The sequence below is a fragment of the Mesorhizobium sp. G2-6-1 genome (assembly GCF_055809095.1).
Genome location: NZ_CM147896.1, coordinates 1,840,469 through 1,865,130, shown reverse-complemented (window position 1 = coordinate 1,865,130; position 24,662 = coordinate 1,840,469). Strand labels below are relative to the sequence as shown.

At 56.8% G+C, this 24,662-nt stretch carries 22 protein-coding genes and 4 pseudogenes; 11 read left to right on the top strand and 15 right to left on the bottom strand.

The genetic code is table 11. The features are described 5' to 3' along the window. Positions 1–3: 3 nt before the first annotated feature. The 5 genes from AC0L7S_RS08970 to AC0L7S_RS08950 all read right to left on the bottom strand — a co-directional run bounded on the left by AC0L7S_RS08970 (position 4) and on the right by AC0L7S_RS08950 (position 5,935). Positions 4–786: an SDR family NAD(P)-dependent oxidoreductase gene (locus AC0L7S_RS08970; RefSeq protein ID WP_473473997.1), complete on the bottom strand. Its 783-nt coding sequence runs from the start codon at positions 784–786 to the stop codon at positions 4–6. Next, positions 783–3,110: a bifunctional salicylyl-CoA 5-hydroxylase/oxidoreductase gene (locus AC0L7S_RS08965; RefSeq protein WP_473473996.1), complete on the bottom strand. Its 2,328-nt coding sequence runs from the start codon at positions 3,108–3,110 to the stop codon at positions 783–785. Before AC0L7S_RS08965 ends, AC0L7S_RS08970 begins: the two co-directional genes overlap by 4 nt. 420 nt (positions 3,111–3,530) lie before the next feature. Then, the gene (locus AC0L7S_RS08960) at positions 3,531–4,049 is read right to left on the bottom strand and encodes a MarR family winged helix-turn-helix transcriptional regulator (RefSeq protein ID WP_473473995.1); all 519 of its coding nucleotides are present in this window, start codon (positions 4,047–4,049) and stop codon (positions 3,531–3,533) included. Positions 4,050–4,223: 174 nt separating this feature from the next. Next, positions 4,224–5,192: a threonine ammonia-lyase gene (locus AC0L7S_RS08955; protein WP_473473994.1), complete on the bottom strand. Its 969-nt coding sequence runs from the start codon at positions 5,190–5,192 to the stop codon at positions 4,224–4,226. Then, on the bottom strand, positions 5,189–5,935 hold the full coding sequence (locus AC0L7S_RS08950; RefSeq protein ID WP_473473993.1) for a GntR family transcriptional regulator: 747 nt from the start codon (positions 5,933–5,935) through the stop codon (positions 5,189–5,191). Before AC0L7S_RS08950 ends, AC0L7S_RS08955 begins: the two co-directional genes overlap by 4 nt. A gap of 199 nt (positions 5,936–6,134) precedes the next feature. Between AC0L7S_RS08950 and AC0L7S_RS08945 the strand changes: the two genes are divergently transcribed. From AC0L7S_RS08945 to kynU, 4 genes and pseudogenes are all read left to right on the top strand, one after another. Continuing rightward, positions 6,135–7,121, top strand: coding sequence for an ABC transporter substrate-binding protein (locus AC0L7S_RS08945; RefSeq protein WP_473473992.1), 987 nt, complete (start codon positions 6,135–6,137; stop codon positions 7,119–7,121). Positions 7,122–7,204: 83 nt separating this feature from the next. After that, positions 7,205–7,984 (top strand): ABC transporter ATP-binding protein, encoded by a 780-nt coding sequence (locus tag AC0L7S_RS08940; RefSeq protein WP_473473991.1) that lies wholly within the window; start codon positions 7,205–7,207, stop codon positions 7,982–7,984. Between the two features lie 4 nt (positions 7,985–7,988). After that, a pseudogene (locus AC0L7S_RS08935) lies at positions 7,989–8,911 on the top strand (ABC transporter permease). Between the two features lie 15 nt (positions 8,912–8,926). Beyond that, positions 8,927–10,173, top strand: a pseudogene (gene kynU / locus AC0L7S_RS08930) (kynureninase). A gap of 5 nt (positions 10,174–10,178) precedes the next feature. Here the strand turns inward: kynU and AC0L7S_RS08925 are convergent. From AC0L7S_RS08925 to AC0L7S_RS08895, 7 genes and pseudogenes are all read right to left on the bottom strand, one after another. Then, a pseudogene (locus AC0L7S_RS08925) lies at positions 10,179–10,864 on the bottom strand (ABC transporter ATP-binding protein). Continuing rightward, positions 10,861–11,610, bottom strand: a complete 750-nt coding sequence (locus tag AC0L7S_RS08920) for an ABC transporter ATP-binding protein (protein ID WP_473473990.1) — start codon at positions 11,608–11,610, stop codon at positions 10,861–10,863. The pseudogene AC0L7S_RS08925 and the gene AC0L7S_RS08920 overlap by 4 nt, the downstream one beginning before the upstream one ends. Next, on the bottom strand, positions 11,603–12,583 hold the full coding sequence (locus tag AC0L7S_RS08915) for a branched-chain amino acid ABC transporter permease (RefSeq protein WP_473473989.1): 981 nt from the start codon (positions 12,581–12,583) through the stop codon (positions 11,603–11,605). The genes AC0L7S_RS08920 and AC0L7S_RS08915 overlap by 8 nt, the downstream gene beginning before the upstream one ends. Continuing rightward, complete coding sequence (locus tag AC0L7S_RS08910; protein WP_473473988.1) at positions 12,583–13,503, bottom strand: branched-chain amino acid ABC transporter permease; 921 nt, start codon at positions 13,501–13,503, stop codon at positions 12,583–12,585. Before AC0L7S_RS08910 ends, AC0L7S_RS08915 begins: the two co-directional genes overlap by 1 nt. Before the next feature lie 95 nt (positions 13,504–13,598). Further along, positions 13,599–14,735 carry an ABC transporter substrate-binding protein gene (locus tag AC0L7S_RS08905; protein ID WP_473473987.1) on the bottom strand — a complete coding sequence of 379 codons (1,137 nt, stop codon included), beginning with the start codon at positions 14,733–14,735 and terminating at the stop codon, positions 13,599–13,601. 46 nt (positions 14,736–14,781) lie between these two features. Further along, positions 14,782–15,618 (bottom strand): tryptophan 2,3-dioxygenase, encoded by an 837-nt coding sequence (kynA, locus tag AC0L7S_RS08900; protein ID WP_473473986.1) that lies wholly within the window; start codon positions 15,616–15,618, stop codon positions 14,782–14,784. Continuing rightward, on the bottom strand, positions 15,615–17,240 hold the full coding sequence (locus AC0L7S_RS08895; RefSeq protein ID WP_473473985.1) for a benzoate-CoA ligase family protein: 1,626 nt from the start codon (positions 17,238–17,240) through the stop codon (positions 15,615–15,617). Before AC0L7S_RS08895 ends, kynA begins: the two co-directional genes overlap by 4 nt. Positions 17,241–17,489: 249 nt before the next feature. Between AC0L7S_RS08895 and AC0L7S_RS08890 the strand changes: the two genes are divergently transcribed. From AC0L7S_RS08890 to AC0L7S_RS08870, 5 genes and pseudogenes are all read left to right on the top strand, one after another. Further along, on the top strand, positions 17,490–18,335 hold the full coding sequence (locus AC0L7S_RS08890) for an alpha/beta hydrolase (protein WP_473473984.1): 846 nt from the start codon (positions 17,490–17,492) through the stop codon (positions 18,333–18,335). A gap of 218 nt (positions 18,336–18,553) precedes the next feature. Next, positions 18,554–19,434, top strand: a pseudogene (locus AC0L7S_RS08885) (MBL fold metallo-hydrolase). After that, on the top strand, positions 19,346–19,789 hold the full coding sequence (locus AC0L7S_RS08880) for an ArsR/SmtB family transcription factor (RefSeq protein ID WP_473473983.1): 444 nt from the start codon (positions 19,346–19,348) through the stop codon (positions 19,787–19,789). Before AC0L7S_RS08885 ends, AC0L7S_RS08880 begins: the two are co-directional and overlap by 89 nt. A 37-nt stretch (positions 19,790–19,826) precedes the next feature. Then, positions 19,827–20,216 (top strand): YeeE/YedE family protein, encoded by a 390-nt coding sequence (locus tag AC0L7S_RS08875; protein WP_473473982.1) that lies wholly within the window; start codon positions 19,827–19,829, stop codon positions 20,214–20,216. Beyond that, on the top strand, positions 20,213–20,656 hold the full coding sequence (locus tag AC0L7S_RS08870; protein WP_473473981.1) for a DUF6691 family protein: 444 nt from the start codon (positions 20,213–20,215) through the stop codon (positions 20,654–20,656). Before AC0L7S_RS08875 ends, AC0L7S_RS08870 begins: the two co-directional genes overlap by 4 nt. A 71-nt stretch (positions 20,657–20,727) precedes the next feature. On the opposite strand, the gene AC0L7S_RS08865 is transcribed toward AC0L7S_RS08870, so the two are convergent. From AC0L7S_RS08865 to AC0L7S_RS08855, 3 genes are all read right to left on the bottom strand, one after another. Continuing rightward, on the bottom strand, positions 20,728–21,414 hold the full coding sequence (locus AC0L7S_RS08865; RefSeq protein ID WP_473473980.1) for a DUF1013 domain-containing protein: 687 nt from the start codon (positions 21,412–21,414) through the stop codon (positions 20,728–20,730). A 244-nt stretch (positions 21,415–21,658) separates the two neighbouring features. After that, positions 21,659–21,799, bottom strand: coding sequence for a DUF1127 domain-containing protein (locus tag AC0L7S_RS08860; RefSeq protein WP_473473979.1), 141 nt, complete (start codon positions 21,797–21,799; stop codon positions 21,659–21,661). A gap of 141 nt (positions 21,800–21,940) precedes the next feature. Continuing rightward, a complete protein-coding gene (locus AC0L7S_RS08855) occupies positions 21,941–22,951 on the bottom strand; it encodes an NAD(P)H-quinone oxidoreductase (protein WP_473473978.1) in 1,011 nt (336 codons plus the stop codon). Between the two features lie 149 nt (positions 22,952–23,100). Here AC0L7S_RS08855 and AC0L7S_RS08850 point away from each other — a divergent pair, with 149 nt between their 5' ends. Both AC0L7S_RS08850 and AC0L7S_RS08845 read left to right on the top strand, forming a co-directional pair. Next, positions 23,101–23,292 (top strand): DUF1192 domain-containing protein, encoded by a 192-nt coding sequence (locus AC0L7S_RS08850; protein WP_473473977.1) that lies wholly within the window; start codon positions 23,101–23,103, stop codon positions 23,290–23,292. Positions 23,293–23,387: 95 nt separating this feature from the next. Next, positions 23,388–24,635 carry an MFS transporter gene (locus AC0L7S_RS08845; protein ID WP_473473976.1) on the top strand — a complete coding sequence of 416 codons (1,248 nt, stop codon included), beginning with the start codon at positions 23,388–23,390 and terminating at the stop codon, positions 24,633–24,635. Positions 24,636–24,662 lie beyond the last annotated feature (27 nt).

Sequence of the window (24,662 nt, the reverse complement as noted above, 5' to 3'; positions counted from 1 at the left end):
GTTTCAACCTCCCATCACTTCGCCGCCAGCGACAGGAATAGCCTGTCCGGTGATCGCTGTCGCCCCATCCCCGGCAAGCCAGAGCACGGCATCGGCAACTTCCTGTGGTGTCACAAGTTTGCCTTGCGGGTTGGACCGCGCAAGGTTTTTTCGCACCTCTTCTGATGAGCGACCAGTCTTGTCGATTATTGTTTCGACAGCCCCATCCAGAAGCGGCGTATCGGTAAAGCCCGGGCAGACCGCATTCACGGTTATTCCGGTTCGCGCCAGTTCCAGCGCCAGCGCGCGTGTCAGGCCGACAACGCCATGCTTGGACGCACAATAGGCCGAGACGTACGGATAACCGGTCAGCCCCGCCGTGCTGGCGACATTGATGATACGCCCACCATCGCCTGCGCGCCGGATCGATGGCAGCAGTGCCTGTATCACCAGAAACACGCCGGTCAGATTGATGCTGATAACCTCGTTCCACATGTCGAGGCCGGTTTTTTCAAATGGCGCGGACGGGGCCTGACCGGCGCAATTGACGAGGACAGAGATATCGCCATTCTCGACAATTGCGCCGGTTGCGCCGCGCTCAATGGTTTTCGGATCAGTGACATCGAAGCCGCTGACGACAAGGCCCGCACCACCGTTGGAAGCGATTTCGTTGGCGACGCGTTCGAGCGGATCGGCCCGACGTCCAGCGAGCGAGACGACATATCCCTTCGCAGCCAGCGCGAGGGCAATCGCGCGGCCTATGCCGCTACCAGCACCGGTAATGAAGGCGTGGCGTGGCGTACTCATCGTGCTTTTTCCGCTTCCGCCGCTGCGGCGCGCGCCAGATTGTTTTCATACTGGGCACGCGCAGAAAAATACTGTTTTGGCCAGGCAAGCCCCGAATAGCCGATCTTTGCGGCCTCGTGCATGACAAAAGATGGATCGGCCAGATGCGGACGCGCGACAGCGCAAAGATCCGCCCGGCCTGCCGCAATCACCGAATTGGCATGATCAGCTTCCGAGATCGCACCGACCGCTATGGTTGGCACATCGACCTCGTTGCGGATCTTGTCGGCGAACGGTGTCTGGAAAAGTCGGCCATAGACGGGCTGCTCCTCTTTCACAACTTGCCCGGAGGAGCAATCAATCATGTCTGCGCCGGCGTCCTTGAACATTTGTGAAAAGATCGCAGCGTCTTCAGGCGTGTTGCCTCCTTCAAACCAGTCATTGGTCGACAGGCGTACCGACATCGGCTTTTCTGCGGGCCAGACGGCGCGGACTGCCCGGAAGACTTCAAGCGGAAAGCGTGCTCTGTTTTCATGCGTGCCGCCATATTCGTCGGTGCGCAGATTGGTCAACGGTGACAGGAAACTCGACAGGAGATAGCCGTGAGCGGCGTGCAGTTCGAGAATGTCAAAGCCGATTTTTACGGCTCGTTGCGTTGCCGAAACGAAATCTGCGATGACCCTGTCCATGTCCTCGCGCGTCATGGCACGCGGTGTGTCGGAGTTCTTCAGATATGGAATGGCGGAGGCTGAAATCAACTGCCAATTGCCTTCAGTCAATGGCTGATCGGTTCCTTCCCAGGCAACCCGCGTAGAGCCTTTTCGCCCCGCATGGCCGAGTTGGATGCCGATCTTTGCCGGTGTCTTGTGATGCACGAAATCGACGACCCGTTTGAACCCAGCGGCTTGCTCGTCGTTCCACAGCCCGAGGCAACCGGGTGTGATGCGGGCGTCCGGTGTCACGCAGGTCATCTCGGGGAAGATCAATGCAGCACCGCCCATGGCACGCGCGCCAAGATGAACCAGATGAAAGTCGTCGGGCATGCCGTCCGTTGCCGAATACATGGCCATTGGCGAGACGACCATTCGGTTTTGCAGCGTCAGATTGCGCACAGTGAACGGCGTAAACATGGGTGGCGGCACCGCGCCATCGGGCGTCGGGGCAACACCAGTGCGGGCAGCAAACCAGCGCTCGTAATCTTCCAGCCAGGTCTTGTCGCGCAAGCGCAGGTTTTCATGGCTGATACGCTGCGAGCGCGTCAGCATAGAATACATGAACTGTTCAGGCTCCAGCGTATCGGCATAGCGTGTGCCGACAACCTCAAACCATTCCATGGCGTTGCGTGCGGCATTCTGGATTCTGGCGACATCGACACGACGAATGTCTACGTAAGCTTCAAGCACTGCTGGAATGTTGGCCGCATCATGTCCGGCGATATCGAACTGTCTGGTCAACTCGATCGCATCGTCGAGGGCGAGTTTGGTGCCGGAGCCGATGGCGAAATGTGCGGTATGAGCGCTATCGCCCATCAAGACGACATGGCTGCGACCGTTGAAATGGCTCCATTTCTCGCAGACCAATCGACCGAAATTCAGCCATGCCGAACCGCGCATATGGCGCGAATTTCCCATGAGTTTGTGACCATCGAGCGTGTCCGCAAACAGCTTTTCGCAAAAAGCGATGGACTGGTCCTGATCCATGACATCGAGTTTGTGGGCCTTGTAGACGTCTTCGGTGGTTTCGACGATGAAGGTCGATGTGTTGTCGTCAAAACGATAAATATGGGCCTGGAACCAACCATGCTCGGTCTTGCGAAAATCGAAGGTGAAGGCATCGAAGCGCTTGTCCGTGCCAAGCCACACAAAGCGGTTGGGCCGCATCAGCATGTCGGGCTTGAAGATGTCAGCATATTTGGCCCGAATTCTTGAATTCACACCGTCTGCCGCAATGATGAGGTCTGCATCGGCAAATTCCTCGTCACTTTGAACCTCATGTTCAAACACCAGCTCAACGCCAAGTTCGATGCAGCGTTCCTGCAGAATGTTCAGCATCTTCTTGCGGCCGATACCGACGAAACCGTGCCCGGTGGTGCGGATCTTGCGACCTTTGAAAACCAGCTCGATGTCGTCCCAATGGTTGAACGCATCCTCGATGGCTGTTGCCGTCTGCGGGTCCCATTGCTGCATGGACTCCATGGTTGCGTCCGAGAATACGACACCCCAACCGAAGGTGTCGAAAGGCCGGTTGCGTTCAACCACAGTGATCTCATGGGCGGGATGCTGCAACTTCATCAGCAACGCGAAATACAGGCCTGCGGCCCCGCCTCCGATGCAGACAATGCGCATTACCCATCTCCTGTTTGGCGCTTCGCATCCAGACGAAATGCAAGACACGATCACGGATCGAGTTGCAGCATGTGCTCAATCGAAAAAACTTCAAGCTTAAAGTTATTTTCGTCGATATGGGTCGAAAATCGCTTCACATTTTTGGGCAACATGCATTAGGGTCAGGACTCATTAATGTGATTGAAATGGCGGCTGAAACGGCAATGAGATGCAAGGAGAAGCGCGAAGAGCGGGGTCCACCCCCGGTCGAGCGGTTCGACGACGCAGGTCGCAGCCGTTTCACTGTTCGCAAGGATATGGCCAATTTGCCCGCCTACAGCGTCGCAAGCCCTTGAAAACCGGGTGGTTTCCTGCGGGCTTTCTCCTCGTATCCGAACAAATTTGCTCATACCAGTCCAACCAGATTAATGGGTCCTGACCCTAGCTATCGCGCGCCATCCCCGCCCGGATCGATCCCTTGAGTTTGCCAAGCTCCTTAATCAATGCCCTGTTGTCGCGTTTCGACATGTCCTTGAACAGATCGCCAATCCATTCGCCGTGACGGTCGGCCATCTTGCGAAAGGCGCTACGCCCTGCCTGGGTCAATGCGATGATTTGAACCCGCCGGTCTTTTGGCGAGGCGGTTCGGCTGACATAGCCGCCTTCCACAAGACGCTCGACCAAAGCCGTCAAATTTCCCGCAGATACCATCATGCGTTTGGAAACTTCCCCCAGCACCATACCCTCTTCGGCGCGCTCAAGCTGGGCGAGCAGATCGAAGCGCGGTAGCGTGAAATCAAACTCTTCGCGCAACCGTCTGCGTATCTCGGTCTCGACAAGCGTCGTGCAGGTTAGCAATCTCAACCAAAGCCGTGTCTCGTCGCCGTGGTCGGCTGGCGCTTCATTGACCTTGGTCTCGCCATCGAGCCAGCTATCAGAAGACACGTGTTCCACACCCAATGACCCTACCTCGCAGTTCAGGGGCCGCAACTGCCGTCTTCAGGATCGCATCCTGAGCGCAAGTGCTGCTTAACCGATTCTCGAAGCTTAAACTAAACCGTGCGTCAGATGCGTTCAAGCAGGCCGAGGATTTGGCGGTAGCCGTAAATTTCGATGCGCTTGCGCTCCTGCCAGTCAGGCGTGAGGTATTTTGCCGTTCAAGACATGAGCGAAAGCTTCGGCGTCGATGTTGCCGCCTGAGATGACGCAGACGACATTTCCGGTTGCGTGCTCACTGTGAAGTGCGGCGGCCAGTGATGCAGCACCGGCACCTTCAGAAACAACCTTTGCCTTGGCAAACAGAACCCGCATGGCTTGCGTTACCTGTTGCAGGCTCACCAGAATTGCGCCGTCGATGACCTGCTGCGCAAGCGGCCACAACCCCGGCACCAATGAGGGGCCGCCTATGCTCTTGATGAAAGACGGTCGGGTTTGGATCTCGACAATGCGACCGGCAGCAAGAGCCGCTGTCACGGGCGCGGCATTTTCGTCTTCGACTGCATATATTCTTGTGTATTGACGCTGGGTTTTTGCGCCCGTGGCAACACCAGTGGTCAGGCTGCCACCACCATAGGGCGTCAATATGCAATCGACCTCGGGAAGATCTTCGACAATCTCCAATCCCATCGTGGCGTTCCCCGCCAGGACGGCTGGATCGGTGACGGGGTTGATGAGCAATTCGGGAATGTCCGGTTTTTCAACACCTGTGATGTATTGCCACCATGTTTCGTGAGAAATAAAACGAACCTCGCCGCCCAGCTTTCGGACGCCGTCGATCTTGGTCTGTGGTGCATCCTTATACATATATGCGGCCATTGGCACGCCAAGCGCGCGCGCCGCCCAAGCCATTCCATAGGCCATGTTTCCAGAACTTATCGTCGCCACACCGCGGCGCAGCGTGTTGTGATCTCGTGCCAGCAAGGCATTCAGTGCGGGCCTTATCTTGAATGCCCCGATCGGGGACAGGGTTTCAAGTTTCAGAAAAATCTGACGGTCTGGAAGATCGAGATCGAGGCGCACCAGCGGCGTGCGCGATATATATTTGGCCAGCCGCTGTCGCGCTGTTTCAATGTCGTCGAGCGTCGGGAGGCCAGACCTGATCATGTAGCAACATGCTCGTCTTTGCCGACATTGTTGAATTGTGTGTAGGCATACAAGGTGTAACCGACATGTTCGCGCATCAAGGCGCTTGCCCGCTCGCAATCGCGGTCGAGTGCGGCCTCCATCAGAGCCGTATGGTGTTCGATGGCCATTGATTCACGTAGCGCCAAGATTGCCTTTTCATAACCATCCTGAAGTCCGGCTGCGGCCTGCAATGTGGGTGCCAAGCCTAGAAAACGGTGGTGGCGACGCAATTGATCCGAAATGGTCGCCTGAAACCGCATCAACCAGTGTGATTCAGCGGCACCCAGCAATGCGGTATGAAACGCAGCATGTTTCTCGTCCCATTCATCGACGGCTGCATCGGACGGATCGTCGGGCGCAATCTTGCATCGTGACAGGCGGTAGTGGCTTGTTACCACCGCAGATTCCCATTCAGGTCCGCCATTGTTGATCGATTCCTGCAGTAGCGGCAGTTCAACGACCATACGCGCACGAGCAAGATCCTCCAGTTCCATTTGTGAAACCGGTGCGACGGCAAAGCCGCGATTGCTGGCGGCCGTCACCAGTTTTTCAGCCTCAAGTCGAGACAGGGCTTCGCGCAAAGGCGTCCAGCCAACACCATAAGTTTCGTGCAGAGTACCCAGTTTCAGAGAAGAACCGGGCTTCAACCGCGTCGATAGAATGTCGCGCCGCAACAGCTTGTAAGCCGTTTCCGTCTTGCTTGAAGCGTCGAGGTTAGCCATGCCACCCCCGTCTCCCCAAAAGGCAGGTCTGCCGACTTTCCACACAATTTATGACGCTGCTCATTCTCTGGATTATATATGATCGACGGCATTTGCACCATATATATATAGTTGTTTGACAAGACCGGCGAAGAGATTATGATCTTCCACCAGATGGCGGGGGAGAACGCTCTTCGCCAAGATATCTGGGAGGATACACATGAACAGGTCAAAATCCGGTTGGCTTTCCGGAATTGTTCTGGCTGGCGCTTTCATCGCAAGTATTGCGGTCGCTTCAGCCGACCCTATCCGCATCGGCATCGCCAATTTTGGTGAACACCCGCAACTCGATGCCGCAATTGCCGGTTTCAAGAAGGCGCTTTCCGAAAACGGCTTCGTAGAAGGAAAAGACGTTGTCTATAGCGAAAGCCACACGAATTTCGACGCGTCGCTCGTACCGCAAATGATAGCCAAGCTTCAGGCGGAAGATCCGAAACTGATGTATACGGTGACGACACCGGTTTCGCAGATTGCGCAAAAGGCGCTCGCGGGTTCCGGCATTCCCATTGTATTCTCCGCAGTTACCGATCCGGTAGCGGCAAAGCTGGTTCCATCGTGGGATTCCGGTGGAGATGGCATCACCGGCGCCAGCGATTTGCAGGACGTGGCGGCGGTCATGAACTTCACGAAGAAGCTGTTGCCGAATGCCAAGCGCATTGGCATTCCCTATAACCCCGGCGAGGCAAATGATGTTGCCGTGCTTGATAAAATCAAAGAAGCGGCTCCTGCGGCAGGTTTCGAAGTCGTTGCGGTTGGTGTCGATAGCGTCAACGATATCCAGCAGCGCATCGCCTCACTAGCTGGAAAGGTTGATGTCATCTACACGCCCGCCTCCAACCTTCTTCAGCCAGCGATTGCGGCCGTTTCGGCTGCGGCGCGTCAGGCAGGAATCCCGATCGTCAATTCGGATGACGGCGCGGTGCGCGACGGCGTCGTTCCGGCGAGCTTCGCCGTCAATTACGACCAGGTTGGCGAAAATGCAGGCAAAATCGCTGCGGAAATCCTTAAAGGCGCCGATCCCAAGACCATTGCGCCCGTAAAGCCTGCCTATGAAGACCATTCGCCTTTGATCTCAAAGAAGGTTGCCAAGGATTTCGGGTTTGAAATTCCGGCATCGTTCGATGACTGCAACTGCTTTGCGGACTGATCCTTTGGTCTGATCCAGAGAAATGGCGGCTTCATGCGCCGCCATTTTCTCGTTGACCCAGTACCCGAAACTGGAGAGTGTCGATGCTGGAAATCCGGTCGGCTCACAAAGTGTTTTACAAGGGGCAGGCCGATGAAAAAGTCGCCCTCGACAATCTGAGCCTGAAGCTGGCCACCGGTGAATTTGGCGTGGTGATCGGCTCCAACGGGGCGGGCAAGAGCAGTATGCTCAACGCCATCTCGGGCGCGCTCGTTCTTGATGCGGGCCAGGTTCTGATCAACGGCGATGATGTGACGAATATGCCAGTCCACAAGCGCGCGACGCGGCTGGCTCGTGTGTTTCAAGATCCGATGCGTGGCACCGCCGCCTCGATGACAATTGCCGAAAACATGCTGCTCGCCGATTTGCGCGCCTCGAAACGCGGCCTGCGCCGAGGTCTGAACGCTGTCCGGCTCAAGACCTATAAGGAGCGGCTTTCCGTGCTTGGTCTTGGCCTGGAGAGCCGTCTGGATACGAAGGTTGAACTTCTGTCAGGCGGGCAGCGGCAATCGCTTTCACTGATCATGGCAGTCAGCGGTTCGCCGGATCTTCTCCTGCTCGATGAACACACGGCAGCATTGGACCCACGCACGGCTGACATCGTCATGCAGGCCACCATCCGTACCGTCGAGAGCTTGAAGCTGACGACGTTGATGGTGACCCACAACATGCAGCACGCTGTCGAGTTTGGCCAGCGCGTCATCATGCTGGATACAGGTCACGTGCGTCTCGAAATCGGTGGCGAGGAAAAGCGTGATGTTACGGTGAGTGACTTGATCGGTCATTTCTCGGTCAAGACCGACCGCATGTTGCTGGCGAGTTGATGTGATGGGTTTCATTGAAGAAACGACATCGAGTTTCATCGCGCTGATACCGGTTACGCTTGCCCAGAGCTTTATCCTGGGTTTCGTGGTGCTCGGCATCATGATCCCCTTCCGCATGCTGAGTTTTCCCGACTTGACCAGCGAAGGCGCGTTTCCGCTCGGCGGGTGCGTATGTGGCGTTGCGCTGGCGGCTGGCCTGTCGCCGGTTTCGGCCATTGCCATCGCCCTGCTTGCGGGCTTTGCCGCGGGATGTTGCACCGCCTTCATCCATTTGCGATTTCGCATCCATACCCTGCTTGCGGGCATTTTGATCCTGACGATGCTTTACAGCGTCAATTTGCGGATCATGGGACGCTCGAACCTTTCGGTATTCGGTACCACCTCGGTATTCGACTGGGTGCCTTTATTGCAGCCGGGTTTCCCGGCAAGCAAAATCGTCGTCGCCGGAGCGATCGGCGTTGCCGTCCTCATCCTGCTCTACCTATTCTTCAAAACGGAAAAAGGAACGGCTGTGCGCGCGGTCGGTGCCAATCCGGATATGGCTGAAGCGCAAGGCATCAATGTCTGGGCTGCCACCATCGGCGGTATTGGCCTGGCCGGTGCACTTTCGGCGGGAAGCGGTGCGCTGATGGTTCAGTCGCAAGGCTTTGCCGACGTCAATATGGGCCTTGGAATTCTGATCAATGGTCTTGCCGCGCTGATGATCGGCGAGGCGATCACCGGCAAGAATACCGTCTTTCGGCAATTGCTGGCTCCTTTGTTGGTGCCGTCGTCTACTACCAGCTGGTTTCACTGTGTCTTGCGGCAGGCATGCCTCCACCCGATCTCAAGCTGGCTACCGGGATGTTCGTCTTGATCATGCTGGCGTTGCCGAGCTTGAAGATTGGGCGCAGCCCGGCTGCCGCAAGAGAAACCTTTCGCGAATAAGCGGGGCTCATGCCGATGCCTGATACATCTGATCTCGCCGCTGCCGAGGCAATGGATACCACCGATCCGCTGCGCGTCTTTCGCGAGCGGTTCATTTTGCCGGAAGGCGTTATCTATCTGGATGGAAATTCGCTTGGCGCTGCTTCCTGCACCGTTCTTGCCGAACTGGAAAAGGCAGCAGCAGAGGAATGGGGACAAGGGCTGATCCGCAGTTGGAATAGCGCCGGATGGTTCGACCTGCCCTACCAGCTTGGCGACAGTATCGGCAGGCTGACCGGAGCCGGAGCCGGGCAAACCGTCGTTTGCGACACCACATCAATCAATATCTACAAGACGGTGCATGCCGCACTTGCGCTGCGCCCGGATCGCCATGTCATTGTCGCCGAAGGGGGTCATTTCCAACTGACCTCTACATGATCGAAGGCGTTGTTTCAACACGACCGGATATTTCGTTGCGCCTGGAAGGTGTGGACGCACCGGCAATCGAGAATCTGATCGACGACAAGACCGCCGTGGTTCTGGTCAATCATGTGAATTACAAGACCGGCGAACTGCGTGACATGGCCGCGTTGACCGCATTGATCCACAAAGCGGGCGCGCTCGTCATTTGGGATTTGTGCCACAGCGCCGGTGCCATGCCGGTTTATCTGGACGGGGCTAAAGCTGATTTTGCCGTTGGCTGCACCTATAAATATCTCAATGGCGGGCCCGGCGCGCCTGCTTTCATTTATGCAGCCCAACGCCATCACGCGGGCATCAGTCAGCCACTCAGCGGTTGGTGGGCGCACGCCCGTCCCTTTGCCATGGAACGCAGCTTTGCCGTTGGCGAGGGCATTCGCCGCTTCCAATGCGGCACGCAGCCGATGCTCTCCTTGCGCGCCTTGAAGGGTGCGCTGGATATGTGGGAGGACATCGACATGAAGGCGTTGCGGCGAAAAAGCGTTGCCCTGACCGACATGTTCATCGAACTGGTTGAAGAAAAATGTGGCCGCTATGGCGTTACGCTGGAAACCACCCGCGACAGTGCCAGGCGCGGCAGTCAGGTCTCGTTCGCCCATGACAATGCCTATGAGATTATGCAGGCTTTGATCGAGCGCGGTGTCATTGGCGATTTCCGGGCACCATCTATCCTGCGTTTCGGGTTCACCCCGCTCTATATTGGTTATCGCGATGTCTGGCAGGCCGTTGCGGTGATGGAAGACATTCTGCGCAGTGGCTTGTGGAAAGAAGAACGGTTTGCTGTGCGCTCAGCCGTCACCTGAATGCTTCAAATTCCTAGATAGCGATCCTGAAGTTCGGGGGTAAGGGCGTCAGGTTTTCCCTCGAAAACGGTCACACCCTTTTCAAGAACAAAGCAGCGGTCGGCGACCGGCAAGAGTTCCGAGAGTGTCTTGTCGACGACGAGAATCGATTGGCCTGCCGCCTTCAATTTGCGGATGGCCGCCCATATGTCCTGACGGATGACCGGAGCCAGTCCTTCGGTGGCTTCGTCGAGGATCAGGAGACGTGGATTGGTCATTAGCGCGCGCCCGACCGCGAGCATCTGCTGTTCACCTCCTGACAATGTATTAGCATATTGTCCACGCCTTTCGCCAAGGCGGGGAACAGATCGTTGACACGTTCAAGTGTCCAATCATTTCCGCGAGCCGCAACGAGGAGATTTTCTTCGACTGTGAGGTTGGGAAAACAGCGGCGCCCTTCCGGCACGAGGCCAAGGCCAAGCCGCGCGATGCGGTGTGACTGCATTCCGGCAATCTCCCGCCCTGTGAAGCTGATCGTGCCATTGCGGGCATGAACCAGGCCAAGAATGGAGTTGATGGTTGTCGTCTTGCCCATGCCGTTGCGCCCCATCAGCGCAACCACTTCACCGTCCTCTATGGCAAGGTCAACGCCGAACAATGCCTGGGAAGCCCCATAGAATGTTTCGACACCGCGAAGCGAGAGCAGGCTCATGCTGCTTCTCCGAGATAGGCGCGGCGCACTTCAAGATTGCCGCGAATTTCGTCCACGGTTCCCGTGGCAATGATGCGGCCATAAACCAGCACCGAAATGCGATCGGCAAGCGCGAAAACCGCATCCATGTCGTGTTCGACCAGTAGGATCGGCGCTTCCTGGCGCAAGCCGTCGAGGAAGCGGGTAAGGTCCTTCGATCCTTCCGGTCCCATGCCGGCCATGGGTTCATCAAGCAAGAACGCTTTGGGGCCAAGGGCCAAGGCAATGGCAATTTCCAGTTGCCGGCGTTCGCCATGTGAAAGCTCGGCTGCCACGATATGTGCCCTTGAAGCAAGGCCGACGCGTTCCAGCATTGCCAGTGCAGGCTCAGTCAAGGACTTGTCGGCTGTCACCGCGCGCCAGAAGCGAAAGCTCGATCCTTGCTGCGCCTGAACGGCCAGCATGACGTTGCGCAAGGCCGAAAATTCGGGAATGAGCGATGATATCTGGAAGCTGCGGCCAAGACCGTGGCGCACCCTTGCCGCAACGCTCAACCCGGAAATGTCCTTTCCAAGAAACCGGATCGACCCCCGGTCGGGCGTCATGGCCCCTGATACTTGATGAATAAGGGTGCTTTTGCCAGCGCCGTTCGGACCTATCAAGGCGTGGATTTCCATCTCCCTCAGATCGAGGTTGACGCCGTCCGTTGCTTTCAAAGCGCCGAAGCTTTTTTCAAGATTGCTGATTTCGAGAACCGGTTCAGCCATGGCGTGCCTTTCCAGCGACAAGTCCAAGCAGACCACCGCGTGCAAACAGCACCACACCAAGCAGGATCAGGCCAAGGAAGAACTGCCACCGTTCGGTGATGCCGCCCAGTGCGTATTCGAACACGACATAGACCACGGCACCGGCGACGGGTCCGAACAGGCGGCCCTTGCCACCAATAATGATGAGAACGATCAGCTCGCCCGACATTTGCCAGGAAAGCATGGAGGGGCTGACGAACCGGTTGAGATCGGCAAACAGTGCACCGGCAAGTCCGGTCAGCATCGCTGAAAACACGAAAGCTACCAGTTGGATGTTGAAAGGGACAATGCCAACCGCTGCAAGGCGGCTCGGGTTCTGGCGCGCTGCTTCCAGCGCCGTTCCAAATCGTGAAGCGCGCAACACCCCGAAGAGCAGGAGTGCAAGCATCAAGACAGCGAAGCAGATCAGGAAATACGGCAGCGGCTGCATCGTGTTCACGCCAGGAAAGGCATTTCGAACGTAGATCGACAGCCCGTCTTCGCCACCGTAGGCGGGCCACGAGATGGCGAAATAGTAAATCATCTGGGCAAACGCCAGCGTGATCATGATGAAATAGACACCTGAGGTGCGAAGGCTGATTGCGCCGATTGGCAAGGCAACCAGCCCGCAAATGGCAAGTGCGGCAATCCAGATCACCGGCATGGAGGTCGTGGCCGAAATGCCAAACAATAGCGGTTCAGCGTTAAAGGCATGGGTTGCGAAAATACCGGCGATATAGCCGCCAATGCCGAAAAAGGCGGCGTGGCCAAACGATACCAGACCGCCAAGGCCAAGGGCGATGTTGAGGCCGAGAGCCGCCAAAGCAAGAATGACAATTCGCGTGGCCAGCGTGATGTAGAAGGTCTCACCAGCAGCAGAAGCCGCCAGCGGGAACGCAAACAATAGAAGGATGACGAACACGTTGGCGCTATTCTGGCGGATCGTGTGTGTCATCAAATCTGCGCCGAAAACAGGCCGCGCGGGCGAAAAGCCAGGATCAATGCCATGACGATGTAGATCAGCATGGAGGCGAGAGCTGCACCAACCATGCTGGCCTGCGAAACAGGCAGGACGAGTGTCAATAGCTTGGGTAACAGGAAACGGCCCATCGTATCGACTACACCAACGAGAACTGCACCGACAAGCGCACCCTTGATCGACCCGATACCTCCTATGACAATCACGACGAAAGCGAGAATAAGCGCGGGTTCACCCATGCCAACCTGTACGGATTGAAGAGCGCCGACCATTGCCCCGGCCAGACCGGCAAGAGCCGCGCCAAGTGCAAAGACGACGGTGTAGAGGGTGCGAATGTCGACGCCGAGTGCGGCAATCATTTCGCGGTCCGATTCACCCGCACGAATGCGCATGCCAAGGCGTGTGCGCGAAATCAGCAAATAGAGGCCGATAGCTACCAATATCCCGACACCGATGATCGCCAGCCGATAGAGCTGATATTGGCCTCCGCCCGGAAGAGCAACCGCGCCTTGTAGCAGTGGCGGAATATCGAGATAAAGCGGAAAAGACCCGAACAGCCAACGTGTGCCTTCGGACAGGATGAGGATCAACGCGAACGTTGCCAGTACCTGATCGAGATGATCGCGTTCATAAAGACGGCGTATGACGACAATCTCCATGATGGCACCTGCGGCAGCGGCAGCGGCAAGGCTTGCGGCAAGGCCGACCCAGAACGACCCCGTTGCTGCTGCGACTGCCGCGCAGGCGAATGCGCCGATCATGTAGAGGGAGCCGTGGGCAAGGTTGATGAGCCCCATGACGCCGAAGATCAGCGTCAGCCCAGCGGCGATGAGGAACAGCATCACGCCGAGTTGTAACCCGTTCAGCAATTGCTCGATCAGAAGGGCAGCGGACAAGCGGATTGTTCCGATTTGTTTGCGGATTTGGGTCGGTAAGCCGCGGCGGGCCGGCGTTTAGTGGAACCGGCCCGCCGCAACGAAGCTATGCAAGCCTACATCTTGCATTGATCGGCGTAGGCATCCTTGTGGTGTTCGAATGCGGTGCCAATGATCTTGTTGGTCAGCACGTCGCCTTCCTTCACCACCTCGCGAACATAGATGTTCTGGATCGGATGGTTGTTGGTGTTGAAGGAAAATTCACCGCGCACCGACTTGAAGTCGGCAGCCTTGAGCGCGGCCCGGAAGGCGTCCTTGTCCTTGACACTTGCCTTGGACATTGCCGACAGGATCAAATTGGCCGTATCCCAAGCCTGTGCAGCATAAATGGAGGGAAGCCGCTTGTATTCCGTAGTAAAGGCCTCGACGAATTTCTTGTTGGCGTCGTTGTCGAGGTCTTTCGACCAGCTTGCCGAGTTCTTGACACCAAGGGCAGCGTCTCCGATAGCCGGCAAAACATCCTGGCTGAAGGAGAAACTCGGGCCAAGCACCGGAATGTCGATACCGGACTGGGCATATTGTTTCATAAAGGCGATGCCCATGCCGCCGGGCAGGAAGAAAAATACCGAGTCGGCACCCGATGCGCGGATTTGCGCGATTTCGGCTGCATAGTCCGTCTGGCCAACCTGCGTGTAGAGTTCGCCAGCCAGTTCACCCTTGTAGTAACGCTTGAAGCCGGTCAGCGAATCCTTGCCAGCCGGGTAGTTGGGGGCAAGGATGAAAGTCTTCTTGTAGTCCTTGTTGGCATATTGGCCCATCGCCTCATGGAAATTGTCATTCTGGTAGGCAACGTTGAAATAGTTCTTGTTGCAATTGGCGCCCGCCAGCGCCGAAGGCCCGGCGTTTGGCGAGATGTAAATTACATCTTGAGCGACGGCGTTTGGCACGACAGCCATGGCAAGGTTCGACCAGATGATGCCTGTCATCAGATCGACCTTGTCGCTCTGGATCATCTTTTCGGCAATCTGCACGGCAAGTTCCGGTTTCCTGGCGTCGTCTTCAACGACCAGTTCGACGTCCTTGTTGCCCGATTCTTTCATTGCCAATGTGAATGCATCACGCATATCGACACCCAGACCGGCACCGCCGCCTGAAAGGGTCGTAATCACACCGATTTTTACAGGCTCGGCTTGTGCAAAGCCGGATACTGTCATTGATAGGCCAAGCAGGCTGGCCGCCAGAATACCGCGCATATGGTTCTCCTTCCCGAATGTTCCCGTTTAGGGCTTTTTGGTTTCTTTACAGTTTTGTGCGAACTTTCCAGAGTTCTGGAAACAGTTCAACCTCAAGCATCTTTTTAAGATAGGAAACGCCTCCTGTTCCGCCGGTTCCTGGCTTCAAGCCGATAATTCGTTCAACCGTTGTGACATGGTTGAAACGCCAGCGCCGGAAATAATCTTCGAAATCGACGAGTTTCTCGGCCAGTTCGTAAAGCATCCAGTAACGGTGCGGCTCCCGGTAGATGGCTTCCCATGCAGCCATGACCTCAATGCTCTCGGTGCGCGTTTCACGCCAGTCGCTCCGCGTGGCATCAATTCCAACATCGAAATTGTTGCGCGCAAGCAGCAGGATTGCTTCATCATAGAGCGAAGGGCGGGCGAGGATAGCCTCCAGCTTTTCACCAATCTCAGGCCGGTGGCTATGTGGCCCAAGCATTGCGAGGTTGCGGTTGCCCGCCAGAAATTCGATGGCGCGATACTGCCATGACTGAAACCCGGAAGATTGTCCAAGTGAGCCGCGAAACTCTGTGTATTCGCTGGGCGTCATGGTTCTGAGGACGTCCCAGGCATAGTTGAGCTGTTCGAAGATGCGTGCGACCCGTGACAACATCTTGAAGCATGGTTGAATGTCGTCCTTGCGCACGCAGTCGATGGCACTGTTGAGTTCATGCAAAGCAAGCTTCATCCAAAGTTCAGAGACCTGATGCTGGACGATGAACAGCATCTCGTCATGAGCGGTGGAAAGTGGTGCCTGCGCGTCGAGAACCTTTTCCAGATGCAGATAGTCGCTATAGGACATGCGCCCTTCGAACGACATCTGCGCACCTTCATTGCGCGGATCGAGGGCTTCGCTCATCGAGGCTGTTCCGTTCTCAACCGAAAGCGCTGGATCTTGCCGGTTTGCGTCTTTGGCAGGCTGTCGATAAACCTGATCGAACGCGGATATTTGTATGGTGCGATCGTCGCCTTGACATGATCCTGCAATCGCTTCGCCGTCGCCTCGTCGGCGGAGATGTCCTTGACCAGAACGACGTAGGCCGTGACGATCTGGCCGCGCTCGCTATCGCTTGCACCGATGACCGCACATTCGACCACGTGCTCATGAGCAAGGAGTGCCGCTTCGACTTCCGGCCCGGCAATATTGTAGCCGGAACTTACGATCATGTCGTCGGATCGGGCGGCAAAATGAAAGAAGCCGTCTTCATCCTGCACAAAGGAATCTCCGGTCAGGTTCCAGCCATCGCGAACATAGTTGGTTTGCCGCTCATCGGCCATATAGCGGCAGCCGGTTGGGCCGCGCACGGCCAGTTTTCCAACGGTTCCGCGGGCGACCTCTTGCATGTCGTCATCGACCACGCGCGCTTCATAGCCCCCAACCGGCTTGCCGGTCGATGCTGGCTTCATGTCGTCGAAACGGTTCGAGATGAAGATGTGCAGCATCTCGGTTGCGCCGATGCCGTCGAGGATCGGCTTGCCGGTTTTCTGGACCCACTCTTCGAACACGGGTGCCGGCAGGGTTTCACCGGCAGAAACCGCAACGCGCAACGAAGACAGATCGGCACCGTCGTCCATGGCTTTCATCATCGCCCGGTAAGCGGTCGGTGCTGTAAAACTGATCGTTGCCTTATATGTTTCGATAATCTCGATCATGTTGGGAGGCGAGGCATTTTCAAGCAGCGTAGCCGTCGCGCCAAAACGCAGCGGGAAAATCGCCAGACCGCCGAGGCCAAACGTGAAGGCCAGTGGCGGTGAGCCGACAAATACGTCATCTGGCGTGACCGCGAGCACTTCCTTGGCATAGCTGTCAGCGATGATCAGCAGATCACGGTGGAAGTGCATCGTTGCTTTTGGCACGCCGGTCGTGCCGGAAGTGAAGCCGAGAAGCGCCACGTCATCGCGACCCGTCTTCACCGCTTCGAACAGGACTGACTTGCCAAGTGCAATACGGTCGAGTTCGGCATCATGATTGGCGGTGCCGTCAAAGCCGATGACCTGTTTCAGGAAAGCGTTGCCCTTTGCGCATGTGACCATCTCGTCCATCAGGCGGGTGTCACATAGTGCAAGTACAATCTCAGCCTTATCGACGATCTTGGCAAGTTCTCCAGCGCGTAGCATCGGCATGGTGTTGACGACAACCGCACCAGCTTTGGTAGCGGCCAGCCAGCATGCCACCATGGCAGGATTGTTGGCTGAGCGGATCAGCACACGGTTGCCGGGCTGGATGCCATAATCTTCGACCAAAGCGTGTGCGAGCCGGTTGGTCCAGTCCGACAGTTCCTTGTAGGTGCGTCTACGGCCATTACCGATCAGCGCGGTATGGTCGCCAAGTCCCTTCTCAACCATGCGGTCTGTCAATTCGACCGCAGCATTGAGGAATTCGGGATACGCGAAACCATCAAGCAGAAATTGCGGCCATTGATCTTGCGGCGGAAGATTATCGCGCGTGAACGTGTCGGAATGCACAGTGGGGCCAAGCATGATCGTATTTTCCTCCCGGTCACCTGGACAGAATTCTGTTCCTGCGTTTGCCTGCGGCGATGGGGCTGAATGTCCCGTCTTCCAGCTAACCCGCGCAAGGTTCGAACAATGCCATCCAATGTGCCAAAGCATCGTCGCACCACCTGAAAATTATTTCAATCCTAAAGTGTTTGCCGTCTTGAAGTGACTTCACGAGGCAAGGCTGGACTGATAGAGCGCTGACAAGGCTTGAGGCTCACGGAGATGGTCATGTTTGCTCGTCGGATCGAGAATTGGGATGATGCGTATACCAACAGCGCACATATCGCGGGAGGAGAGCGTTGGCCGGCGGCATGGGTAGAGCCAGCACAGACCTTTCGCGATGAACAGGTAGCGCGTGGCAGGGCAAAACTTGACCTCGTTTATGGCAAAGGGCCGCGCAACCGCTTCGACCTGTTCTTGCCGGATGGTACCCATTCAGACAAGCCACGTGGGCTGGTGGTGTTCATTCATGGCGGTTACTGGCTGCAACTGGACAAAAGCTACTGGTCACATCTGGCGGCGGGCTCGCTCGCGCATGGATATGCTGTTGCCATGCCTTCCTACACGCTATGCCCTGATATTCGTATCTCCGGTATTGTTGCGGAGATCGGCGCGGCGATCACTGCGGCAACCGAACTGGTGGCAGGACCGCTGATGCTGACCGGGCATTCGGCTGGTGGCCATCTGGTCAGTCGCATGGCGTGTACGACCTCGCCGCTAGGAAATGATTTGCGCGCGCGCCTTCGCCACGTCGTTTCAATTTCCGGCGTCCATGATTTGCGCCCGTTGATGCGCACAGTCATGAACGAGAAACTCAACATTGACGAATCTGAAGCCCTCTCGGAAAGCCCGGTCTTGCTTCGACCTGTCGATAATGCTCGTCTTACCTGCTGGGTGGGTGGCAGTGAGCGTGCGGAATTCGTGCGCCAAAACGCTCTTCTTGCAAACATCTGGACCGGACTTGGTGCGGCGACGGCCACATTTGTCGAGCCGGACAAGCATCATTACAGCGTTATCGATGGGCTGATGGACCCTGCTCATCCCTTGACGCAAACCTTACTTGGCGAGTGCTGAAGCCCAATACTGCTCTCATTCAGGATTGAGTTAGCCCGAGCCAGATCGGTTTGGCTTGGGTGGTGTCGTGCGCCTGGTTAATTGCGCAATTATGATTGCAATTAATTGCAATCATGGTAAGAGACTACGGTCGAAAGCGCCGGGGCCATGTCCACGCCAGTGAAAGACATCCGCACGCATTTGCGCATTCTAAGAGTTCGAACAGAGGGGTTCTTATCATGGCAGTCAAGCCTGAAGTCACCGCATTTTTCGACCCAAAAACCTGGTCGGTCCAATATGTGGTTGCCGATAAAGCGGCAAAAAAGTGCGCGGTGATCGACCCGGTCTATGATTTCGAGGAAAAGTCTGGCCAGACGGCGTCGAAGAATGCTGACAGCATTCTCGAATTTGTCGCCAAAAATGGCTATGAGATCGAATGGGTTCTCGATACGCACCCACACGCCGATCATTTTTCGGCAGCGCACTATTTCAGTAAAAAGACCGGCGCGCCCACAGCCATCGGGGAAAAGATCACGGATGTCCAGCAACTCTGGAAGGGGTTTTACAACTGGCCCGATTTTCCCGCCGACGGCTCTCAATGGGACCGCCTGTTCGCTGATGGGGATACGTTCAAAATTGGAAATATCGACGCGAAAGTAATGCATTCTCCGGGGCACACGCTCGCTTCGATCACCTATGTCATTGGCGATGCCGCCTTTGTCCATGACACGCTGTTCATGCCCGATGGCGGCACCGCACGCGCCGACTTTCCGGGTGGCGATGCCAAGGCGCTGTGGGCGTCCATTCAAACGATCCTGGCGTTGCCAGGCGAGACCCGCGTGTTTACCGGTCACGACTACCAGCCAAACGGGCGTGAGCCGCTTTGGGAATCGACTGTCGCAGAGCAGCGGGCAAAAACATCCATGTCTCGAAATACGAGACGGAAGATGCTTTCGTTTCGATGCGCAAGGCCCGCGATCAGACACTCGCCATGCCAAAGCTTATCCTTCAGTCGTTGCAGATCAACACCAATGGCGGGCGTCTTCCTGAACCTGAAGCAAATGGAGCGCGGTATCTCAAAATACCGCTCGATCTGTTTCAAGACCCGTCGTGGGGCTGACGCGATGATTGAAAAGCTCTCTTACGAGGCAGCAGACCTGAAATCCAATGTCGATGAAGCTTCTGCTTTCCTCAAGAAGCTGTCCAACCCGGATCGACTGCTGATTGCCTGTGCACTTGCAGATGGCGAGCGCTCTGTTCGTGAACTTGAAGATTTGCTTGGCATCCGCCAGCCGGGACTGTCGCAACAGCTCGCCGAACTCAGGGAGGCGGGCCTTATCACCGCGCGCAAGGACGGCAAGCAGGTTTTCTACCGTTTGGGTGACCCGCGCGTTGAGGTTTTCATTGGGACGATGCACCAGTTATTCTGTGCCGCAGACCGCTCAGACGCGATGCCGAAAGGGCGACCGACATGACCGAATTCACACCATTGCTTTCTCTCTGGGCGGAGCCTTGATCGGTATCGCTGCCGTTCTGCTGTTGGCTACACATGGGCGCATTGCCGGTATGACAGGCATTTTGTCGGGCGTCCTGCCGCCGGTTGCGGCGGATTGGAGTTGGCGGGCTGCCTTTCTTATCGGAGCGATTGCCGCCCCGGCTCTTATCGTTGGATTGTTTGGCGTGCCCATTGCATTTCAAAGCGCACTGCCAGCGTCATTGCTCTTTGTCGGAGGGCTTATTGTCGGCGTCGGTGTTCATTTCGGAGCCGGCTGCACCTCCGGTCATGGTGTTTGCGGCATTGCGCGCATCTCCCGGCGCTCGATCATGGCAACCGTGGTTTTCATGATTTCGACCACCATCACCGTCTTTGTCGTTCGCCACATGCTGGGAGGTCTTGCATGACCCGCCTCATAACAAGTCTTTTGATCGGTGCCGTTTTCGGCACTGGCATTGCCATTTCCGGGATGATCAATCCGGCAAAGGTACAAAACTTCTTCGACTTTGCCGGCACATGGGATCCGTCGCTCGCATTCGTCATGGGAAGCGCCCTGCTTGTGACGTTCGCCGGCTACCGTGTTGTCCTGAAACGCAGCACCCCGATTTTCGACAGAACCTTCCATCTGCCAACGCGGCGCGAGTTCGACATGCCCCTCATCGCGGGTTCAACGGTATTTGGCATAGGTTGGGGCATCACCGGGTTTTGCCCCGGCGGGTCCATTCCGGCGCTCGGCCTTATGGAGCCGAACGCGCTCATCTTCGTCATTTCGATGGTTTGTGGCATTGCCCTGGCACGGTCAGCGCGTGCGCTGTTTACAGCCGGTGCGACGTCCAAGGTAAACTGAAACGGATCGCATTTTCAGCGATCCGTTTTCGAAGCAGGGCAAACAGTCGGCTCAACCCTCTGACTGGCCGGTTATTCTTCGTCGGGCTCAGATGATTTCAGAGCCGTAAGCTTGGCGAACACGGCACTGGCATCGAGTTCGGCGTCTTCGTCTTTCGGCTTTGGCGCTTCCGGCACCAATCGCTCGGTAAGAGCTGCGGGGAGCAACGTGTCGCCGGTCGGCTGCGCCTGTTCGCGGCCACGCGAGGCGCGGTTGACCTCCATGTCGAGGTCGATTTGCGAGGCAAGCCCCAACATCACCGGATCCATCGGCACCAGGTTGGCCGCGTTCCAGTGCTTGCGTTCACGGATTTGCTCGATTGTCGATTTGGTCGTGCCGACAAGGCGCGAAATTTGCGCGTCTTTCAGTTCGGGATGATTGCGAACCAACCACAAAATGGCATTTGGCCGATCCTGCCGCTTTGACAATGGCGTGTAGCGTGGGCCCTTACGCTTTGATTCGGGGACCCGCACTTTCGGCTCGGAAAGCTTGAGGCGGTGATTGCTGTCCTTTTCGCCCAACGCGATTTCCTCGCGGGTCAACTGGCCGGTCATGATCGGGTCCATGCCCTTGATGCCTTGGGCAGCTTCACCATCGGCAATCGCCTTGACCTCCAGCGGGTGCAATCCGCAAAACTGTGCAATCTGCTCGAATGAGAGCGCAGTGCTATCGACCAGCCAGACGGCGGTCGCCTTGGGCATGAGCAATGTATTGGCCATCGCAAAAATCCTTCTCGCTCGCCCGCGTTCCCGCGCGGGCGGTGGTTATAGAGCCACCAAAATGGGAAATTCCGGGTCTGTATAAACGTGTTCGCCGCCGGGAGCAAGAAATTCCGGGACGCTTTGATGAAGGATTGATGCTGATAGTACAAAAACGAAACCCGCCGGACGTATCCAGCGGGCTCGGAACCAGCGGCGCGGTAGTCGCGCCAAGCGGCGGTTCTGCTTGGGTGGCCGCTTTTCTTTACAGAGCGGCGCGGGCGACCCTGGTGATGTCGGCGCGGTTGATGCCGAGGTCATTCAGTTCGCGGGAATTCAGCCGGCTCAGTTCACGTACGGTCTGCGAGTAACGGCGCCAGTTCTGGTAGCTGCGGATCAGGTTCATTTCTTTTCTCCAAAAATCGTCTGTTTGAATTCGATGATGCTTAGATAGGCATTTCTGCACAAGAATTGAACAGACTCTTTTGCATAGCGGGATTGCGTTTGTTGCAATGCAGCATAAAGAAAGTGTTTATTTTTTAGGCTTTTAGCCGACGTCGAGGACGATCTTGCCGATGAGATTTGCCTCTTCCATCCGTTCGTGCGCGCGCCATGCCTCTTTAAGGGGGAAAATCATGTCCATGACCGGTGCGACCTTGCGCACGGCGAGGAGTGGCCAGACCTGCGCCTCGAGCGCTGCGGCGACGGCTCCCTTGAATTCGACACTGCGCGGGCGAAGTGTCGAGCCGGTGTGAATGAGCCGTTTCAACATCAGTTTGGAGAAATCAGCACTTGCCACTGCCCCGCCCTGCGTTGCGATCTGGACGATGCGCCCCTCAATCGCGGCGGCGGAATAATTGCGACCGACATAGTCTCCACCGACCATGTCGAGAATGACGTTCGCCCCCTTGCCGTCGGTTGCATCCTTTACAGCTTGAACGAAGTCTTCTTCGCGGTAGTTGACCGCCCGGTCAGCGCCAAGCCTGAGACAGGCCGCGCATTTCTCGCTGGTCCCGGCTGTGGCAATGACATAGGCACCAAAGGCAGAGGCAAGCTGAATGGCTGTGGTGCCAATCCCCGAAGAGCCGCCATGCACCAGAAGTGTTTCGCCGGCTTTCAAGGCTCCGCGTTCAAACACGTTGCTCCATACGGTGAAATAGGTTTCAGGCAGGGCGGCAGCCTCGGTGTAGGTGAAGCCTGCGGGCAGGGGTAACGCATGGCTGGCATGGGTGACGGCGTATTCTGCATAGCCGCCGCCCGGCGTCAGGGCGCAGACTTGATCGCCGAGACACCAGCGCGCTGCACCTTCGCCAAGAGCGGCCACCTCGCCTGCCACTTCCAGGCCAGGCAGGTCGGACGCGCCGGGAGGTGCGGGGTAGGCCCCCTTGCGTTGCATGAGGTCGGGGCGATTGACGCCGGCAGCGTGGACGCGGATGAGTATCTCGCCGGGGCCGGGTTGCGGCACGTCGCGCTTTTCCGGCTTGAGCACCATTGGCCCGCCCGGCGTTGAAATGGCTACCGCCATCATCGTTGCCGGGGTTTTGTGCGCGTTCGCCATTCATCGTCTCCGTGATTGCCGGTTTAGAGCATCGGGCGGCCATTGCATATTTGTATTTGCCCTATGTATGCTCGCATACAGCATAGGCAAATTGCCCAAATCAAATAAATCGGGCCGGGTAAATCGGGCCAAGAAAATCGGGGATAACAATGGCGATTTTCGACGAAGACTCCAGAAAGAAGCCGCAAACGCACGAGATAGGGCAGGATTTGTCATTGCTCTCCGTTGGCGAACTGAAGGAACGCGTCACCTTGCTACAGGCTGAAATCGCACGGCTTGAGGTCGAGATCACCGAAAAAGATACAACGAAATCAGTAGCGGAAGCATTATTTCGCCGATGAAACCTAGAAAAGTTCTCGCCTGCCGCCGAAAAGCCTGAAACGCTCTGTCCTCAGCATATTTGTCCCGTCGATTCGTTTAGGGTCAGGACTCATTGATGTTTGCAGCCTACCGACCGATCCTCTCCTTGTTGCGTGGCACGGCCTTCCTGTTGGCTGCGTCGGGCCTGCACGGATTGCTTCTGCCGCTGCGCGGCCAGATGGAAGGGTTTTCGACGGCGTCGCTGGGTCTTATGGGAACGGCCTGGGCGGCGGGCTTCGTCACTGGTTGCTACTTTGCGCCGCGTATTGTGCGCCGTGCCGGACATGTGCGCGCCTTCGGCACGTTAGCCGCCTCCGGTGCCATCATCGCACTACTTACGGGGCTTATCGTCGATGAATATGTCTGGATAGTACTGCGCGCCTTTACCGGCTTCGTCATGGCCGGTGCTTTCATGATCATCGAAAGCTGGCTCAACGAGAAAGCCACCAACCAGACGCGCGGGACGGTATTCGGTCTTTATATGATGGTGACCTATGCCTCCATCATGGGCGGGCAGTTGATCGTTGCTGCCGGGGATGTTGGCTCGGCTTCGCTGTTCATGATTACCGGCATCTTCTTTTGCCTGTCGCTTATTCCTACAGCCGTTTCCACCGCCGCGCTGCCTCAACCGCTTGAGGATGTTTCGCTGGATCTGAAGGGGCTTTATGCCAATTCGCCGGTCGCGGCCATTGCGTGCTTGTTGATCGGGATTGCCAATGGTGCCTGGGGCACACTTGGCGCTGTCTATGGCGCGCGCATAGGCATATCAACGCCTGAGATCGCGCTGATGATGAGCCTGGTTGTTGTCGCTGGTGCTGCGATGCAGCTTCCGGCAGGACGCCTTTCCGACAAGACGGACCGGCGCTATGTCCTCGCCGGTGCGGCTTGCGGGTCAGCCTTGTTCGGGATTTTCATATTCCTGGTCCAGCCTCGTTCCGGTGTTTTTGTGCTGGCTATTACGGCCGCATATGGCGCATTTGCCTACACACTTTATTCGATAGCGGTGGCGCATGCCAACGACCATGCGCGCGCCGAGGATTTCGTGAAAGTGTCAGGCGGCCTGCTCCTGCTCTACGGATTTGGCACGATGATGGGCCCGTTATTGGCCGCAGCCCTGATGGGATGGCTCCGGCCGGAAAGTCTATTCCTCGCCACGGCGCTCGCACATATCTGTCTGGCAGCCTATACGATGCTGCGTGTCGGCCGTCGTGCGCCTGTGCCGATCGAAGATCGCGATGCATTCAAGACGCTTCCTGTGGAACGCTCGATTACGCCGCAATCGCTGCAACTCGACCCGCGCACAAAAAATGAAACCGACGGTTGAGAATTATCGAACTTCGGCGCACAAATA